The organism is Kitasatospora azatica KCTC 9699 (assembly GCF_000744785.1).
Classification (GTDB): Bacteria; Actinomycetota; Actinomycetes; order Streptomycetales; family Streptomycetaceae; genus Kitasatospora; species Kitasatospora azatica.
In genome coordinates, this window is the sequence record NZ_JQMO01000003.1 from 167,351 (window position 1) to 181,844 (window position 14,494).

Below are 14,494 nucleotides of genomic sequence, written 5' to 3' on the forward strand. Positions count from 1 at the left end.
TTCTGGGGCTGGGCCGCTCCTACCGCCCGCACCTCACGGCTGTGGCACCCCCACCGCACTGCGTCCGTCCACCGTGATCCGGTGGCGTCCAGGCGCAGGCAATCTCTGCCACGGACCGGTCTGCACGTGCGCGAAATCCCCCATTTCCCGGGCCGGCACCAGTTCCAGGGCGACTCACGAGGCCGTTCCGGCGTGCCGTCCCCTGCCCCCAGGGAGGGCCGCCAGTTGCACACCCATGCCAGAAACTCCCGACGCCGCCCAAGCCGATCAGGCACAGCGGCGCTCGCCGCCGCCGGACTCCTGATCGCCGGCCTGGCCGCCGCCGGGACCTCGGCGGCAGTGCCGCCGCCCGCGCCCGAGTCGCCCCAGGCACTGGCCGTCCAGAATGCCGACGCGTTGGTGGCCAGCCGTCCGGCGTTCCTGCACGCCGGCGCGAACGAGCAGTTCACCCACCGTCAGGTCGCCTCGTCGGGTGGTACGCAGTACGTGCCCTACGAGCGCACCTACTCGGGCGTTCCGGTGGTCGGCGGCGACTTCGTGATCGTCACCAACAGCGCCGGCCAGGTGCTGTCCAACTCCGTCGCCCAGGAGCACTCGATCGGCACCTTGTCGGTCAGTCCCACTCTGAGCAGCGCCAAGGCCGAATCGGTGGCGTCGGCGCAGCTGAAGTCGGTGTCCAAGGTGGAGGGCACCCGACTGGTGGTGTACGCGCTGGGCGCGGCGCCGGCCGCCCTGGCCTGGGAGTCCACGGTGGACGGCACCGGCGACGACGGCTACAGCCGCCTGAGCGTGGACGTCGACGCGCGCACCGGCGCCGTGCTGCACACCCAGGAGCACGTGATGCACGGCAGTGGCACCGGGGCGTGGAACGGCCCCGCGCCGCTCACCATCAACACCACGTCCTCCGGCGGCACGTTCTCGATGAGCCCCACCAACATCACCAACATGCCGTGTCAGGACGCCGCGACCAACACGACGTTCACCAAGTCCACCGACACCTGGGGCAACGGCGACGCCACCAACAAGGAGACCGGCTGCGTCGACGCCGAGTACGTGGCGCAGGGCGAGTTCCGGATGCTCTCGCAGTGGCTGGGCCGCAACGGCATGGACGGCAGCGGCGGGGCCTGGCCGATCCGGGTGGGCCTGGCCGATGTCAACGCCTACTACGACGGCTCCCAGGTCCAGGTCGGACACAACGACGCCAACCAGTGGATCAGCGCCGTCGACGTCCTCGCCCACGAGATGGGCCACGGCATCGACGACCACACCCCCGGCGGCATCTCCGGCAACGGCACCCAGGAATTCGTCGCGGACGTCTACGGCGCCTCGACCGAGTTCTTCATCAACGAGCCGTCCCCGTACGCCGTCCCCGACTTCCTGGTCGGCGACCAGGTCAACCTGGTGGGCACCGGCCCGATCCGCAACATGTACAACCCGTCGCTGATCAACAACGACCCGAACTGCTACTCCAGCAGCATTCCGAACGCCGAGGTGCACTCCGCGGCCGGCCCCGGCAACCACTGGTTCTACCTGCTCGCGCAGGGCTCCAACCCCGCCGGTGGCCCGACCAGCCCCACCTGCAACAGTTCCACCGTCACCGGCATCGGGGTGCAGAACGCCCTCAAGATCCTGTACAACGCCCAGCTGATGAAGACCTCCGCCAGCTCGTACCTGATGTACCGCACCTGGACGTTGCGGGCGGCCAAGACCCTCGACCCGTCCTGCGCCCAGTTCAACACGGTCAAGGCCGCCTGGGACGCCGTCAGCGTCCCCGCCCAGTCCGGCGACCCGACCTGCACCGTCGGCAACGACTTCTCCATCGCGGTGTCCCCGGGCTCGGGTGCGGTCAACCCGGGTAGCTCGTTGACCACCACCGTGGCCACCACGCTCACCAACGGTTCGACGCAGACGGTGAACCTGTCGGCCTCCGGCCTGCCCACCGGCGCCACCGCGTCGTTCAACCCGGCATCCGTCTCGGCCGGCGGCACCTCCCAGCTGACCATCGGCACCGCCACCTCGACACCGGCCGGCACCTACACGGTGACCGTCACCGGCGCCGGGGCCTCGACGACCCACACGACCACCTTCTCGTTGACGGTCAACGGCACCGGCGGATCCGGAATCAGCAACGGCGGGTTCGAGAGCGGGAACCTCAGCGGCTGGACGACCTCCGGCGCCTCCGCGACCGTCGTCAACAGCGGCGCGCACTCCGGAACCTACGCGGCCCGACTCGGTTCGACCGCCGCGACCAACGGCGACGCCAACGCCGCGCAGACCTTCACCGCGCCCTCCGGCACGGGCACGCTGTCCTTCTGGTACAACGTCACCTGCCCGGACACCGTGAGCTACGACTGGGCCACCGCCACCCTCGCCGACAACACCGCCGGCACCAGCACCACGGTCCTGGCCAAGACCTGTGTGGCGAACTCGGGCTGGAAGCAGGCGTCCGCGCCGGTCACCGCGGGTCACAGCTACACCCTGACCCTCACCTCGCACGACGACAACTACAGCGGCGATCCGACGTACACGCTGTACGACGACGTCGCACTGAGCTCCTCGACCCCGCCGCCCACGAACCCGATCACCAACGGCACCTTCGAGACCGGCTCGCTCTCCGGCTGGACCACCGCCGGCACCGCGACGGCCGCGAACTCCGGTGCGCACTCGGGCACCTACGCCGCCCAGCTCGGCGGCTCCGCCCCGACCAACGGTGACTCCTCCGCCTCGCAGACGTTCACCGCCACCGGCGGCGGCACCCTGTCGTTCTGGTACAACGTCACCTGCCCGGACACGGTCACCTACGACTGGGCCACGGCGACACTGAAGGACAACACCGCCAACACCACCGCCACGGTCCTGGCCAAGACCTGCGTCGCCAGCTCCGGCTGGACCCAGGTCAGCAGTGCCCTGACCGCGGGACACTCCTACACCCTCACGCTGACGTCCCACGACGACAACTACGCCGGCGACTCGACCTACACCGGGTTCGACGACGTGACCGTGAGCTGACACGTGAGCTGACACCCACCGGCTCCACCGGGGGACGGCCGCTTCGGCCGTCCCCCACTCGTCGTGACGGCCGGTCGACGGGTGACCGCAGCGGCCCGCTAGATCACCCAGTCCGGCACCCAGGTCCCGGCGGCGTCGGGGGCGGCCGACGTGGCGGCGAGGTGGGCCCGCAGGGTGGCCAGTGCTGGGTGCGGGTTGTCGCGGTGCCACAGGAGCGAGTGCGGGTAGACGGGCGTCGGGTCGGTCACCGGGATGCGGCGCAGGCCGTGGCCGGCGGGCCAGACAAGGCGAGTCTGCTCGCCCATGAAGGTGGCCAGGGCCGGGGTGTCGGCGATGGTGTCGAGGAGGGCGTCGGAGCCGAAGTTGGGGCCGGTCGCCTCGATGGTGAGGCCGAACTCGGCGACGAGGTCGTCGTAGTAGGCGGCCCACTCGGTGCCGGGGACGATGAGGCCGGGCATCCAGATCCGGTGCCCGACGAGCTGAGCGATGGTCACCGACCGGGCGCCCGCCAGCGCGTGGGCGGGGCCGGTGAGGAGTTGGAGCGGCTCGTCGAGCACCCGGACGGACTCGATGTCCTCGGGAAGGGGTCGGCCGGGCGCGGCGACGGCGCGGAAGGACGCGTCGATCGCGCCGGACCGGATGGCGGCGACGGCCGCCTCGACGTCGAACAGCATCACCACGTCGAGCTCGATCTCGGGGTGCGCGCGGTGGAAACCGCGCATCAGGCCCGACTGCGCGCTGCGTGAGGCGATCACGTCGACGCGCAGCGGGCGGCGGCCGGTGTGCACGGACGCGACCGCGCGCTCGGCGACGCGCAGCAGCTCGCGTGCATGGGGCAGGAACGCCTGCCCGTCGATGGTGAGTTCGGCGCCGCGCGGGGTGCGGGTGAACAGTCGCACCCCGAGGTTGCGCTCCAGCGCGGCGATGCGCTTGGAGACGGCCTGCTGGGTGACCGCCAGCTCGGCGGCGGCCTCCTGGAACTGGCGCGCATCGGCGGCGGCGACGAAGGTCCGGACGGTGTCGAGGTCCATGCCAACACCTTATGGGTACAACTGTTGGTTGTGGCCGATGGCTCTGCGGTTGTTTGACCCCGGGATATGGCGCTCGCTTTGATGCTTCCGATCGCGGATCGGTTGTGCGGGTGAGTGGGGAGGGACGTCGGGCATGAGGAGCGGACACCGGCTGGGGCGGCGGTTCGGGTGGCTCTGGGGAGCGTACGGGACCAGTGCGCTCGGCACCTGGCTCGCCTTCGGCGCGTTCCCGCTGATCGCCGTCCGCGTGCTGCACGCCGGACCGGCCGAGGTCGCCGCGCTCTCGTCCACCGGGGCTGCGGTGGGCGCGGCCGTGGCGGTGCCGCTCGGCCCCTGGGTGGAGTTCCGCCGCAAGCGGCCGGTGCTGATCGCGATGGACCTGGTGCGGTTCGCGGCGCTGTTGACGATCCCCACGGCGTTCGCGCTCGGCGCGCTCACCTTCCTTCAGCTCCTGCTGGTCTCGGTGGTCGTCGCGGCGGCCGACATCACCTTCCGCGCCGGCTCCGGCGCGTACCTCAAGACGCTGCTGCCCGCCGAGGACCTGCTCGTCGCCAACGCCCGGTTCGAGTCCACGGCCTGGACGACCACGATCATCGGACCGCCGCTGGGCGGCGCCGCGATCGCGCTCCTCGGTCCGGTGGCGACGGTGCTGGCCGACGCGGTCAGCTACCTGCTCTCGGCCCTGGGCATCCGCGCGACCGGCGGGCCCGAGCCACGGCCCGAGCGCCGGGAGGGCGCACGCCTGCGGGCCGGGGACCTGCTCGACGGTTGGCGGTACATCCTGGCTGACTCGACACTGCGTCCGCTGTTCTTCAACACCGCCCTGTTCAACGGCCTGGTGATGGCCGCCGAGCCGCTGCTGGCCGTCCTGATGCTCGGCCGACTCGGATTCGCACCGTGGCAGTACGGCCTCGCCTTCGCCGCGCCCTCGATCGGCGGGCTGATCGGTTCGCGACTCGCCCGTCCGCTCGTCACCCGGTTCGGCCAGCACCAGGTCCTGGTCGCGACCGGGACGCTGCGCGCGATCTGGCCCGTCGGCCTGGTCTTCCTGCAGCCGGGGACCGGCGGGCTGCTGCTGGTGATCGGCGTCGAGCTCGGGCTCATCTTCTGCTGCGGGGTCTTCAACCCCGTCAACGCCACCTACCGCCTCGAGCGCACCGCGACCGACCAGCTCGCCCGCACGCTGTCCGCCTGGGCGGTGACGACCAAGGCCTCGACCGCGCTCCTGACGGCCGTCTGGGGCGGACTGGGCGCCCTACTCGGCCCGCGTACGGCCATCGGCCTGGCCGGCGTGCTCCTGCTGGCGACCCCGCTGCTGCTCCCCCGCCGCCCGGCAGCGAATCTCTCCGATCCCGAGCCCGATCCCGATCCCGAGCCGGAGCCGGAGCCCGAGCCGGCGCCGAGCCCGGCCTGAGAGCAGCCACGGTGAAAGTGACGAGCGGTCAGATCCGGCACAACGCGATCGCGTAGGCCAGCGTCCGCCGGCACGGGCCGACGGTCGCCTCTCGGGTTGTCCACGTACACTGACGGGCATGGCATGCCGCATCAGCGAGTTGGTCATCGACTGCGCCGACCCGGAACTGCTCGCCGCGTTCTGGAGCGAGGTCCTCGGCTACGTCGAGCTCGGCCAGGAGGACGACGGAAGCATCGAGATCGGGCCACCCGACACCGGCTTCGGCGGCCCGCAGCCCACCCTCGTTTTCGGCCCCAGCAGCGACCCTCGGCCCGGGAAGCTGCGACTGCACATCGACGTCAACGCCACCGACCGCGACCAGGACGCCGAGTTGGAGCGACTGCTCGCTCTCGGCGCCAGGCCCGTCGACGTCGGCCAGACCGGCGCCGAGAGCTGGCACGTCCTGGCCGACCCGGAGGGCAACGAATTCTGCCTCCTGCACGCCCGGCTGCAGCCCGTCTCGCCGCCGCAACTGCCGTTGGCCCAGGGCCAGGCCTGACCAGCGCAGTCAGCAGCGCGCACCGGTCCTGGGCCATGGCCACCAGGGAATCTGCGTTGCCAGGGCTCGGCTCGGGGATGCCGACACGGCGCCTGTTCAGCGTGGCCGCAGCCCGTCGAAGATCACCTCGAACATCCGCTGTCGGGCCGCCGGGTCGGCTCCGAGCTGCTCCATCATCGTGGTGGTGCCGACCAGCAGGGCGATAAGCTCCGACAGGCCGAGCTCCGGGCGGACCGCCGCGGCCCGTTGCGCCCCGACCAGTAGCCCGGCCAGCTGTGCCCGGATCGCCTTGCTGGGTTCCTGCAGGGCCGCCTGCGCGTCCACCCCGGCTGCGGCGAGCGCCTGGGCGAACTCGTTCTTGCCCGCGGACTGGTCGACCACCAGGCGGAAGCAGGCGAAGAAGGCCTCAGCGGGCTCGGAGTCGGCGGTCAGCTGCGCGCTCTGGGCGGCGATCGACTCCAGCCTGCGCACCATCACCGCCTCCAGCAGTGCTTCCTTGGTCGGGAAGTGCCGGAAGAGCGTGCCGACCCCGACTCCGGCGGCCCGGGCGATCTCCTCGGTCGGCACGCCGACGCCGCGGGTGGTGAACACCTCCGTGGCGACGTCCAGCAGTCTGGCCCGGTTACGGGCTGCGTCCGCCCGCAGCGGGCGTTCCTGAGCGCCGCTCATCCCTTCCACCTTCCCCTGCCGATGGCAGAGCCACCCTGGACAACCGGAGTCGCCAGTCCGTATCGTTGAGAACCGGAGTCACTAGTCCGATTCTAGTGACGAATCCGCCTGGGGGTTGATCATGTCTGAAACGCTGTCACCGCGCGCGGTCTTCCAGAAGCTGCTCGACGGCATCACCGAGCGGCGGTTCGCGGAGCTGGCCGAGCTCTACGCCGAGGACGCCGTGGTGGAGACCGTCTTCGCGCCGGTCGGGCCACGCCGGTTCGAGGGCCGGGCGGCACTCAAGGAGCGGTTCGCGGAGATCGCCGCGAATCTGCCCGTGCAGCTGACCGCGACGAATGTGGTGATCCGGGAGACCGACGACCCTGAGGTGGTGGTCACCGAGTGGAACTACCAGGTGCACCACCGGGTGACCGGGCGGGACTTCGAGGTGGCCAACATCCAGGTGCTGCAGGTCCGCGACGGCCTGATCGTCAGCAGCCGGGACTTCCACGACCACCTGGCCCTCGCCGTGGCCGGCGGCGACCTGCCGCAGCTGGTGGCGGCGCTGGACGGCAAGTAGCGCGAGCAGCAGCCGCGGGCCGGGACTCCCCCGGGGTCCCCGCCCGCGCGGGGCGCCCGGCCGTGCACTGCTTCGCCGGGCCGGGGCTGGAAATGGATTACCCGGCCGGGCCGTCCATGCCGTACAGTCGGCTTCTCCGACGCGGGGTGGAGCAGCTCGGTAGCTCGCTGGGCTCATAACCCAGAGGTCGCAGGTTCAAATCCTGTCCCCGCTACTGAGAAGGCCGGGGTCGGCGCACCGAGTGCGCCGACCCCGGCCTTCTTCCATGCCCGCTCGACGGCGAGGCCGCCTGGAGGCGGGCCTGCGGCCGCCCCACGCGCCGCCCCGCCCGCCGCCCCACGCGGCACCGGTGCGCAGGCCTGGTGTGCGGCGCTACCGTGGGAGCATGACGACGCTGGTGGAGCTCCCGACACACCTGGAGCAGCCTGTGGCCGAGGCTGCCGCCCGGGCGGGGCTGAGCGTGCAGGAGTACGTGGCCAGGGTGCTGACGGCCGATCAGGCCGCCGCTCGCGGCAGCCGCGAGGAGCGGATCGAGCGGGCCGGCACGCTCGCGGCCGCCGCCTATCAGCAGTGGGTCACCGGTGGGTGCAGCGAGGCGGGCGCGATGACCCTGGACGAGGTCTTCGAGTGACGGATCGTCACCCGGCGCGGATCGGCGCCGAGGTCGGCCAGATCATCAAGGCGATGCCCGCCGAGGTCCGCAAGGAGTTGCGCGCGGCGCTGGAACGGGCCGAGACGACCCCCGGTCCTGGCCGCAGGCCGACCGGTACGACAGCGACGACACGGTGCGGGTCATCAGGCTGCCCGACGTGATCGTGCACTATGCCATCGTGCCCGTCGGCGAGCCGCCGCACCTGTGGGTCTTCGCGGCCACCCTGCTCTGACGCTCGTGCCGGATCCCTCGCGGACCGGGCCGAGGTCGCGCATGCTCGTGGGTAGGCGGCACCAGCCCAGACCGAGCCGTGCGGAGCTGCACAGGAGGCCACCGATGCGCTCCTCTCCCGGGATGAACCGATCCGTCGGCAGGTTGCGCCTCCAGGTGCTGGGGGTGCTGCTGATCGGTGGTGTCGTGGCGGCCTGTTCGTCCTCGCCGGCGCCGACGGTAGCCCCCTCCCGCTCCCCCGCAGCCACCTCGGCACCGGCTTCGCCCCGACCGACCGGGCCGGAGTCCCCCACCGCCGGGTCGCCCGCCCCCGCCACGCCTCCGTCCTCGGCCGCCAAGCCCACGCCCTCGCCTTCGCCCTCGCCGACGCCGACGCCGACACTCGGCCGGACCGCGACGCTGACCCAGCAGCAGCTCGTCGGACAGCGGATCGTCTACTCCTACCCCGGCCTGACGCCGCCCGCCGCCCTGCTCCAGCACATCCGCGCGGGGGAAGCCGCCGGCGTCATCTTCTTCGGCCAGAACATCTCCAGCCCGGCCCAGCTCGGCTCGGCGATCGCCGAACTGCGCCAGGCGCAGGCGGACAGCCCGGTGCACGAGCCGCTGCTGCTGATGACCGACCAGGAGGGCGGCCAGGTCCGCCGCCTGCCCGGGGCGCCCGCGCTGTCGGCCAAGCAGATCGGCCAGACCGGCGACCCGTCGGCCGCCGCCTCGGCGGGCAGCGCCGCAGCGCAGAACCTGGCCGGTGTCGGCATGAACGTCAACCTGGCACCGGTTCTCGACGTCCTGCACGGCGCCGGCGACTTCATCGACCAGACCCAGCGCTCCTTCAGTGACAACCCGTCCGTGGTCACAGCCATGGGCCGGGCGTTCATCACGGCCCAGCAGCACGGCGGGGTCGCGGCCACGGCCAAGCACTTTCCCGGGCTGGGCGCGGCGGCCGCCAACCAGAACACCGACCTCGGCCCGGTCACGCTGAACGAGCGGCTGACCACCCTGCGCAATGTCGACGAGGCTCCATATCCCGCGGCGATCTCCGCCGGCGTGAAGCTGATCATGGTGAGCTGGGCGACCTATCCGGCGCTGGACCCGGCACACCCGGCCGGCCTGTCCGCCCCGGTCGTCCAGCAGGAGCTGCGCGGCCGCCTGGGCTTCACCGGGGTCACCATCACCGACGCCCTGGAGGCCAAGGCGCTCGACGCCTTCGGCACCACAGGCCAGCGCGCCGTCGCCGCCGCGGGCTCCGGCATGGACCTGCTGCTCTGCTCCGCTCAGGACGTGGGTCAGGGCGAGAGCGCGGCGGGCGCACTGGCGAGCGCGCTGAACAGCGGGCAGCTCGATCTGTCCGCGTTCCGCGCCGCTGCCGACCGGGTCACCACGCTGCGGGCCGGCCTGCATTAGCGGTGAAGCCCCTCATTGGCGTCTGCGGGGCAGTGCGGCGATTCGGGCGCGAGGCGCGGGGCGCGCCGAACTCCGCATCGAACTCACCGTTTCGGGTCCATACGGCAGATTTTCCGATTCCGTCAGGCCGTTTCTCGGCCACTTTCGCCACGCCGTTCGGCGCGGTCTGAACCAGTGCTCGGACGCGATGATTTTCGGCGAGAGTTCGCCGGCGAAATGCACCAGCTCAGATGGATGGAGAAGGATATCTCGATCTTCTCCGCTCATTCGAGCCAATGCCGGAGCTCTTGACGCACTCACGCCACGAGGGGACGTTGGGTCCGGCTCGGCCGCCGGCCGAGCCGGACATCGAACAGGGAGGTCCCCTTGAAGTCGACCGTCGCGATGAAGAAGCCCACGAAGAAGATCACCGTTCGCCGCACCGGCGACGTGCGTCTGACCTCGGCCGCGTGTCAGTGCCCGTACAGCGCCTCCGCCTGACGGTGACGCGCTAGCTCGCTGCCCGGGTGTGCCGAGTCCCGGCGCACCCGGACAGCGCCGGGCGCCGACCGCATTCGGCCAACGGATCTTTGGGAGCGCTGTGAGCGAATCAACCCTTGCGGTACACGAGTTGAGTTTTGTCTCCGAGGGTGACGAGGTCGTGGTCGGCCGGCTGGACACCGGTTCCTATGCCGTCTTTCCCTCCGACGGTGCGGAACTGCTCAAGCGGCTCACCGAGGGAATGCCGTTGGACGAGGCGGCCGCCTGGTACGAGGAGACCTTCGACGAGCCGGTTGATGTCGAGGACTTCGTCGCCACGCTCCACGAGTTGGGATTCGTCCGGGAGTCCGACGGCGCACCGCTCACACCCGCCGCACCGGTCCGCCTGCGCGGGCTGGGACGAGCAGCGTTCTCACCGGTGGCCTGGGCGTGCTACCTGGCGGTGCTGGTGGCCTGGCTGACGGCCGTCGCGATCCACCGCGAACTACGGCCGGCGCCCTCGCAGATCTTCTTCGTCAGGTCGCTGCTGGTGGTCCAGTTGGTGATCACCTTCGGTCAGGTCCCGTTGCTGCTGGCCCACGAGGGCTTCCACATCCTGGCCGGGCGGCGGCTGGGCCTGCCCACCAAGCTGCGACTGAGCAACCGGCTCACCTACATCGTGGCGGAGACGCAGACCAACGGCCTGATGAGCGTGGACCGCCGCAAGCGCTATCTGCCCTTCCTGGCGGGGATGGTCTGCGACGGCGTGGTGCTGGGGACCCTCGGGCTGATCGCCGCGGCCGACCGGCACGGCGACGGCAGCTTCTCGCTGACCGGCCGACTCTGCCTGGCACTGGCCTTCACCGTGGTCATGCGGATCCTCTGGCAGTTCCAGCTGTACCTGCGGACCGACCTCTACTACGTCTTCGCCACCGCGCTGCGCTGCTACGACCTGCACGACGCGAGCAAGGCGCTGCTGAAGAACCGGATCTGGCGCCTGCTGCGCCGCCCGGAGCGACAGGTCGACGAGGGACAGTGGACCGAACAGGACCGCAGGGTCGGCACCTTCTACGGACCGTTCATCGTGCTCGGCTTCTGCGTACTGGCCGCCATCACGATCTTCGCGAGCATCCCGGTCACCGTGAGCTACTTCCGGATCGCCGCCCATGCCATCGGGTCGGGCCGCGTCGACGCCCGCTTCTGGGACTCGCTGCTGTCGCTGTGCCTGAACGCGGCCCAGACGGTCGCACTGGTCGTCCTCTCCCGGCGCAAACGCCGTGAACAGCGACGCGCGGCGAACCCCGCACTCTCCTAGGCCCTGCCCGGCGCCGGCTGTCCCCGCCCCAGACCTCCCTGAACGAAAGGTGTTTCGACATGCCCGGTCATCGCATGATCGTGGGCGACAGCCCGGCGGCCCGACTGCGGCCGGCCGGCGCCGACGGTGACCTCGCGGTGGTGGCCCGCTGCCATCGGCGGCTGCGCGGCCCGTACACCGGCGTCGACACCGTGCTGCGGGCGGTGCTGCCCGAGGCGGCCCGTCGGTGGCCGGAGCTGGTGGAGCACCACCGGGTGGAACTCCTCTACGGGATGCCGGAGTTCGCCGAGCTGATCGGCCCTGCGCCGCGGACCCTGGCGGGCGAGTCCTCGTTCAAGGAGCGCACCAGGTTCTTCGGCGCCGGCATGATCCGCTGCATGAGTCAGGGAATCGTCTCCTTCCTGCTCGACTACGCCCGTCGGGTGCGGTCCTGCGGTGAACTGCCTGCCTACCTGGTCTTCGACGAAGTGGACCAGGCGGAGCCCACCACACAGGAGTTCATCGCCCTGCTGGTGCGCCGGGCCGACCCCGCACAGCTGCGGGTGGTGGTCTGCGCCGCGCCCGGCGAGCTGCCCGAGGAGCTGGCACAGGTGCTGGCTCGCCACACCGAGCGGATCGACGCGGGGCCGAGCGACGGCGGTGACAGGGGTGACGGCGCGCACCCGGGCGGCCGGCCGCGCAGCGCCGTCGAGTTGGCCGAGGCGTACGTCCTCGGTGACGGCACCGGCAGCGACCCCGCCGAGCTGCTCGCCTACCAGCAGGCGGACCCAGAGCTACGGGCGCGCCTGCACGACCTGCGCGCCGACGAGCTGGAGCAGGCGTCCCCCAGCTGGGGCGTCAGGGTCGGCGCCCTCGCCTACCACCGCGAGCACGGCAGTGACCGCGCCGGCGCCGGCCGGCTCGCGCTGCTGGCGGCCCAGCGCTACTGCGTGGAGGTCGGCTTCTCGGCAGCGGTGATCGACCTCGGTCTGCGCGGTCGGCTCGTCACGGATCCGAACGTCGACCAACACGACTTCTGGGAGTTCACCCACCAGGCTGCCGCCGCCTGCATCCCGGTCGGCCGGACCGTCCAGTCGATGGAGCTCTACCTCGACGTCATCCAGCGCTTCACGGACCCCAAGGTCCACATGATGACCAGCTATTCGATCGCGATGCTGCACACCCGCTTCCTCCAGCCACGTGACCATGACCTCGCCCTGCGCTGGCAGAACAACGCCGTGGCGATCGCGGGCATCCTGCCCGATCCGGCCGAGCGGCTCACCTTCAGTGTCTTCCACGACAACGGCCTGGCCCTGGTGGAGATGCACCGGGGCAACCTGGCCCGCTCGCTGGAGCTGGTCGAGTCCTGCATGGCCCGGCTCGACGCGAAACTGACGGACGAACAGTGGCGGCTGCACCGCTCGCAGTTGCTCTACAACCGCGCGCGGCTGCTGACCGCCACCGGCCGGCTGGACGAGGCGTTCGCCGACTACTCGACGCTGATCGACCTCGACCCCTACTACACCGACTACCTCTCCGAGCGGGCTCGGATCCACCGGGTGCGCGGCGACTTCGCAGCCGCCCTCGCCGACTACGACCGCGCGGTGCGACTGGCCCCGCCCTTCCCCGAGCTCTACTACAACCGCGGGACGGCCCGAGCGGAGGCCGGCGACGACAAGGGGGCCCTGGCTGACTTCGGCTACGTCCTGGAGATGGAGCCCGACGACGTCGACACCCGGCTCGCGCGGGCCGAAATGCTGCTCGAGAGCGAGGAGTTCGACGCCGCCGAGGCCGACGTCGCGGCCGGTCTGGCGCTGCGGCCCGACGAGCCCCGGCTGCTCTGCATGCGCGGCACCGTCGCCCTCCAACGCGGTGCGCTCACCGAGGCGTACCAAGCGCTCAGTTCGGCCCTCGACCTCGACCCGGGCTACCCCGCCGCACTGATCAACCGCGCGGTCGTCCACTACCAACAGGACCGCTACCAGGCCGCCGTGCAGGACCTCACCGCCACCTTGGGGCTGATCGGCGACGACCCCGACGTCCTGCTGAACCGCGGCATCGCCTACCAGGCCGAAGGACAACTCGACCTGGCTCTGGCCGACTTCGACCGTGCGCTGACCCTGCCGGGCGCGGACGTCGCGGAGTTGCGGGAGCAGCGCGAACGCTGCGGTGCCTAGGGTGGCCGGGTGGCTAGGCGGTGAGCGTGCGGCCGCCGTTCGTCAGGGCGTCTCGGTCAGTGCCGCGATGGCCTCGGCCACCACCGGGTTCTGGGTGAACTCTCGGCCCGCGGCGAGTTCGCGCTGCCCGAGCTGCTCGGTGGCCGCCAGGTACGCGTAGGCGTCAGCTCCGATCGGCAACCGCAGGGGCGCGGACTCGGTGGCGACGACGCGCAGGACCAGCTCGGCGAACTCCTCGGGACGGCCCAGCGACTCGTTGTGCCGCATGCCGCGCAGGGCCTCACGCACCGGCCCGGTGTTCTGGTCGTAGGCCGGTAGCCGTACCGCCGTCTCGGCAAGCGCGTCCCCGTAGCCGGTGGCGAAACCCCCCGGCTCCAGCACCGTCACTCGCACACCGAGCGGGCCTGCCTCCGCTGCCAACGCCTGACTCATGCCCTCCAGGGCGTACTTGCCGGTCACGTAGGCGGACAGCCCCGGAAAGGCCGTCCGTCCCGCCAGCGAGGAGACGTTCACGATGTGCCCGCGGCCTTGAGCGCGCATCAGCGGCAACACCAGCCTCGCCAGCCGCCACGGCGCCACGGCGCCACGACCAGCGTCTCCAACTGGGTGCGCAGCTCCTCGTCCGAGACCTCCTCGACGGTACCGGACAGACCGGCTCCCGCATTGTTGACCAGGACGTCCACACCGCCGAGGCGGTCCACCGCCAGTTGCACAGCGGCCTGCGCAGCTTCCGCGTCCCGCAGGTCCAGGGTGGCGACGACCAGCTGGTCCGGATGCTTCACGGCGAGTACGTCGAGGGCGGACGGCCTGCAGGTGGTGGCAACCAGCCGGTCCCCGGCACCCACGACCGCGGTTGCCAGCGCGAGTCCGAGTCCGGACGAACATCCGGTCACCAGCCAACGACGTGTCATATTCCCTCCCCTGTCCCTCGGGTACTCGGCCGCCCCGGGCCAGGGTAGGCACGCCGCCCTCCCCCGCACACCGCGCACGACACACGCGCCCAGAACACACCGGCGTACGCCCTGAAGGGCGCCAACCGCCCGCCGACCAGCGGGCT

12 protein-coding genes and 1 tRNA gene are annotated in these 14,494 nt (G+C 71.3%); 9 read left to right on the top strand and 4 right to left on the bottom strand.

The features are described from left to right. Nucleotides 1–225: 225 nt before the first annotated feature. On the top strand, nucleotides 226–3,009 hold the full coding sequence (locus BR98_RS41145) for a M4 family metallopeptidase (RefSeq protein ID WP_232247378.1): 2,784 nt from the start codon (nucleotides 226–228) through the stop codon (nucleotides 3,007–3,009). A gap of 98 nt (nucleotides 3,010–3,107) precedes the next feature. On the opposite strand, the gene BR98_RS11930 is transcribed toward BR98_RS41145, so the two are convergent. Then, entirely contained in the window at nucleotides 3,108–4,040 is a 933-nt protein-coding gene (locus BR98_RS11930; RefSeq protein WP_035844249.1) for a LysR family transcriptional regulator, read from the bottom strand. A 133-nt stretch (nucleotides 4,041–4,173) separates the two neighbouring features. Here BR98_RS11930 and BR98_RS11935 point away from each other — a divergent pair, with 133 nt between their 5' ends. Further along, entirely contained in the window at nucleotides 4,174–5,454 is a 1,281-nt protein-coding gene (locus tag BR98_RS11935; RefSeq protein ID WP_035844251.1) for an MFS transporter, read from the top strand. Nucleotides 5,455–5,572: 118 nt separating this feature from the next. Continuing rightward, nucleotides 5,573–5,992, top strand: a complete 420-nt coding sequence (locus tag BR98_RS11940) for a VOC family protein (RefSeq protein ID WP_051969681.1) — start codon at nucleotides 5,573–5,575, stop codon at nucleotides 5,990–5,992. Nucleotides 5,993–6,088: 96 nt separating this feature from the next. Here the strand turns inward: BR98_RS11940 and BR98_RS11945 are convergent, their stop codons facing one another. Then, the gene (locus tag BR98_RS11945; RefSeq protein WP_035844253.1) at nucleotides 6,089–6,661 is read right to left on the bottom strand and encodes a TetR/AcrR family transcriptional regulator; all 573 of its coding nucleotides are present in this window, start codon (nucleotides 6,659–6,661) and stop codon (nucleotides 6,089–6,091) included. A 121-nt stretch (nucleotides 6,662–6,782) separates the two neighbouring features. On the opposite strand from BR98_RS11945, the gene BR98_RS11950 reads away from it, so the two are divergent. The 6 genes from BR98_RS11950 (at nucleotide 6,783) to BR98_RS11975 (ending at nucleotide 13,437) form a co-directional block, all read left to right on the top strand. After that, on the top strand, nucleotides 6,783–7,223 hold the full coding sequence (locus BR98_RS11950) for a nuclear transport factor 2 family protein (RefSeq protein ID WP_035844255.1): 441 nt from the start codon (nucleotides 6,783–6,785) through the stop codon (nucleotides 7,221–7,223). A gap of 140 nt (nucleotides 7,224–7,363) precedes the next feature. After that, a tRNA-Met gene (locus BR98_RS11955) sits at nucleotides 7,364–7,437 on the top strand. A 171-nt stretch (nucleotides 7,438–7,608) separates the two neighbouring features. After that, complete coding sequence (locus tag BR98_RS11960; RefSeq protein ID WP_035844259.1) at nucleotides 7,609–7,854, top strand: hypothetical protein; 246 nt, start codon at nucleotides 7,609–7,611, stop codon at nucleotides 7,852–7,854. 375 nt (nucleotides 7,855–8,229) lie between these two features. Next, complete coding sequence (locus tag BR98_RS11965) at nucleotides 8,230–9,507, top strand: glycoside hydrolase family 3 N-terminal domain-containing protein (protein WP_035844262.1); 1,278 nt, start codon at nucleotides 8,230–8,232, stop codon at nucleotides 9,505–9,507. A gap of 610 nt (nucleotides 9,508–10,117) precedes the next feature. Then, entirely contained in the window at nucleotides 10,118–11,281 is a 1,164-nt protein-coding gene (locus BR98_RS11970) for a PqqD family protein (protein ID WP_157537698.1), read from the top strand. A 59-nt stretch (nucleotides 11,282–11,340) separates the two neighbouring features. Next, entirely contained in the window at nucleotides 11,341–13,437 is a 2,097-nt protein-coding gene (locus BR98_RS11975) for a tetratricopeptide repeat protein (protein ID WP_083976501.1), read from the top strand. A 42-nt stretch (nucleotides 13,438–13,479) separates the two neighbouring features. Here the strand turns inward: BR98_RS11975 and BR98_RS41985 are convergent, their stop codons facing one another. Both BR98_RS41985 and BR98_RS41990 read right to left on the bottom strand, forming a co-directional pair. After that, a complete protein-coding gene (locus BR98_RS41985) occupies nucleotides 13,480–13,977 on the bottom strand; it encodes an SDR family NAD(P)-dependent oxidoreductase (protein ID WP_267886060.1) in 498 nt (165 codons plus the stop codon). Next, entirely contained in the window at nucleotides 13,977–14,348 is a 372-nt protein-coding gene (locus BR98_RS41990; protein WP_267886061.1) for an SDR family NAD(P)-dependent oxidoreductase, read from the bottom strand. The genes BR98_RS41985 and BR98_RS41990 overlap by 1 nt, the downstream gene beginning before the upstream one ends. Nucleotides 14,349–14,494: the final 146 nt, after the last annotated feature.

Bases quoted from the DNA above. Each gene is read 5' to 3' on its own strand.
- BR98_RS11930 (WP_035844249.1), bottom strand. From the start codon at position 4,040: ATGGACCTCGACACCGTCCGGACCTTCGTCGCCGCCGCCGATGCGCGC.
- BR98_RS11935 (WP_035844251.1), top strand. From the start codon at position 4,174: ATGAGGAGCGGACACCGGCTGGGGCGGCGGTTCGGGTGGCTCTGGGGA.
- BR98_RS11940 (WP_051969681.1), top strand. From the start codon at position 5,573: ATGGCATGCCGCATCAGCGAGTTGGTCATCGACTGCGCCGACCCGGAA.
- BR98_RS11945 (WP_035844253.1), bottom strand. From the start codon at position 6,661: ATGAGCGGCGCTCAGGAACGCCCGCTGCGGGCGGACGCAGCCCGTAAC.
- BR98_RS11950 (WP_035844255.1), top strand. From the start codon at position 6,783: ATGTCTGAAACGCTGTCACCGCGCGCGGTCTTCCAGAAGCTGCTCGAC.
- BR98_RS11960 (WP_035844259.1), top strand. From the start codon at position 7,609: ATGACGACGCTGGTGGAGCTCCCGACACACCTGGAGCAGCCTGTGGCC.
- BR98_RS11965 (WP_035844262.1), top strand. From the start codon at position 8,230: ATGAACCGATCCGTCGGCAGGTTGCGCCTCCAGGTGCTGGGGGTGCTG.
- BR98_RS11975 (WP_083976501.1), top strand. From the start codon at position 11,341: ATGCCCGGTCATCGCATGATCGTGGGCGACAGCCCGGCGGCCCGACTG.
- BR98_RS41985 (WP_267886060.1), bottom strand. From the start codon at position 13,977: ATGCGCGCTCAAGGCCGCGGGCACATCGTGAACGTCTCCTCGCTGGCG.
- BR98_RS41990 (WP_267886061.1), bottom strand. From the start codon at position 14,348: ATGACACGTCGTTGGCTGGTGACCGGATGTTCGTCCGGACTCGGACTC.